Raw genomic sequence first — 2,207 nt, 5'->3', positions numbered from 1 at the left:
TGCGTGGACAACTGCGCCACGTCGGTGGCCACGGTGATCGCCGAAACCCTGCGCTGGCGCGCGCGGCATGCGCCCAGCAGCGTGCTGGCCAACCTGGTCTCGCGGATCCGCGCGTGGTGGGTGATGGCCGCGGTGGTTGCGCTGGCGTTCTTCTTCGGGCGCACCGGCGTGGTGCTGCTGTTCGCGCTGGTGTCGTTGTTCGCGCTGCGCGAGTTCATCACGCTCACGCCCACCCGCGCCGGCGATTACTACGCGTTGCTGGCCGCGTTCTACGTGGTGCTGCCGTGGCAGTACTGGCTGGTGTGGACCGACTGGTACGGCATGTACACGCTGCTGATTCCGGTCTACGCGTTCCTGTTCCTGCCGATCCTCGCCACCATCGGCGGCGACACCACCGATTACCTGGAGCGGACGTCCAAGGTGCAGTGGGGGTTGATGATCTGCGTGTTCTGCATTTCACACGTACCGGCGCTGCTGAACCTCAGGCTGGCCGGGGTGGACCCGGCGCGCAACCTGCTGCTGTTCGCGTTCCTGGTGATCGTGGTGCAGTCCTCGGACGTGCTGCAGTACATCTGGGGCAAGTTGATCGGCAAGCGCCTGATCGCGCCGAAGCTGTCGCCGTCCAAGACCGTGGAAGGCTTCATCGGCGGCGTGTTGTCGGCCAGTGCGCTGGGTGCGGCCCTGTGGTGGCTGACCCCGTTCACGCCGTGGCAGGCGTTCGGCATGTCGCTGGCGGTGAATCTGATGGGCTTCTGGGGTGGCCTGGTGATGTCGGCGATCAAGCGCGATCGCGGCATCAAGGACTGGGGCCACATGATCGAGGGCCACGGCGGCATGCTCGACCGGCTGGATTCGGTGTGCTTCGCCGCGCCGGTGTTCTTCCACCTGGTGCGGTACTTCTGGAGCGCGTGACGGCCAGCGCCGTTCGCCCGGACCGGTAGGCATCGACCGTCGGTCGATGCACGGCATCAGGTGGCGATGCCGTATTCCTTCAACTTCTTGCGCAGCGTGGCGCGATGGATGCCCAGCATGGCCGCGGCGCGGCTCTGGTTGCCTTCGCAGTGGTTGAGCACTTCCACGAACAACGGGATTTCCATTTCGCGCAGCACGATCTCGTACACATCGTCGGCATCGCAGCCATCCAGGTCGCGCAGGTAGCGTCGGACCGATTGGGCCACGTGTTCGCGCAGCGGTGGCTTCGGCGCGCCACGACTATTGTCAGGACGAGAAAGGACAGCGTTCAAGGAGGTTCCCGGTGCAGATGCCGGGGCGGACAGCAGCCCCGGTCGGAGAATTGTAGGGGGCCAGTCTAGCGCGTGCGTGGGCAGGCTGCCACGCTGGACGCGCCAGGCACGGCTACTGGAACTCGAAGGTGAATGCGACGGTGGATGCGGCCGGCTCGCGTACACGGAATGCAATCTGCGCGCTTTGGCCAGGTTCCAATACGCTGGTGGCGTCAAGCGAACGGTCCAGGTAATCGTGCGGGGCAAACACCCCGGTGCCGATCACGCGGCCATCGGCATCGGACAGCGACAACCGCAGCGCGGGCCAGGCCTGGGCCCAGCGCGCATCGTTGCGGAAGCTGGCCTGCACCTGCAGTGCACCGGGCTGGCCCGGCACCGGACGTACGTCGCGGCTGATCATGCTGAACGCTGCCGGCTCCTGCCACGCAGGCAACGTGCAGCGCAGCACGCTGCACAGACCGGCAATCCAGGGGCGGCTGCCGGCATCGGCCGCCAACCGCGCGCGGTCGGCCACGGCGATCTGCAGCACCAGCAACAGCACCAGCCCGGCCAGTACGCCCCACTGCCAGCGCGGGGTGTGCAGGCGCGCGGCGCGCAGCCGCATGAAGCTGGGTGCGGGCGTGGCGCTGGCGCCGATCACCGTCGCTGGCGGCTCCACTCCGGCGCTGTCATCGATGGCCGCATCGTGCTGCGTCACCGGGTCGCGGGTGGTGGCGTGCGCGGTGTCATCGTCGGCGGTGGCCGTTGCATGCGCCGGCTGTCGTTGCGATGCGTCTCCCGCGCTGTAGGCCGGGTCATCGCGTTCGCCCGGTGGCGGATCAAACACCGAACCGTCCGGCGGCAAGGCCTGCGCCAGCGCATCGTCCGCTGCGTCGTGCGCCGCGGGCGCGTCGTCCGGCAGCGGCTGCCCGCGCGGCGCGTCGTCCGGGCTGGCGCGCAGGAAGGTGGCCAGCGGGCGGCAGG

Annotated in this window: 3 protein-coding genes; 1 reads left to right on the top strand and 2 read right to left on the bottom strand. The window is 68.4% G+C overall.

Annotated features, from left to right (window positions below):
- Window positions 1–3: 3 nt before the first annotated feature.
- The gene (locus DBR34_RS04900) at window positions 4–912 is read left to right on the top strand and encodes a phosphatidate cytidylyltransferase (RefSeq protein ID WP_128095936.1); all 909 of its coding nucleotides are present in this window, start codon (window positions 4–6) and stop codon (window positions 910–912) included.
- Window positions 913–968: 56 nt separating this feature from the next.
- Here the strand turns inward: DBR34_RS04900 and fis are convergent, their stop codons facing one another.
- Both fis and DBR34_RS04890 read right to left on the bottom strand, forming a co-directional pair.
- On the bottom strand, window positions 969–1,244 hold the full coding sequence (gene fis / locus DBR34_RS04895) for a DNA-binding transcriptional regulator Fis (protein ID WP_038685853.1): 276 nt from the start codon (window positions 1,242–1,244) through the stop codon (window positions 969–971).
- Between the two features lie 112 nt (window positions 1,245–1,356).
- Window positions 1,357–2,196 carry a DUF3426 domain-containing protein gene (locus tag DBR34_RS04890; protein ID WP_258223669.1) on the bottom strand — a complete coding sequence of 280 codons (840 nt, stop codon included), beginning with the start codon at window positions 2,194–2,196 and terminating at the stop codon, window positions 1,357–1,359.
- Between the last annotated feature and the right edge of the window lie 11 nt (window positions 2,197–2,207).

Origin of the sequence: Stenotrophomonas sp. HMWF003 (genome assembly GCF_003061285.1) — a bacterium.
In the GTDB taxonomy this organism is placed as follows: Bacteria; Pseudomonadota; Gammaproteobacteria; order Xanthomonadales; family Xanthomonadaceae; genus Stenotrophomonas; species Stenotrophomonas maltophilia_AP.
This window is presented reverse-complemented; position numbering and strand designations above follow the sequence as displayed.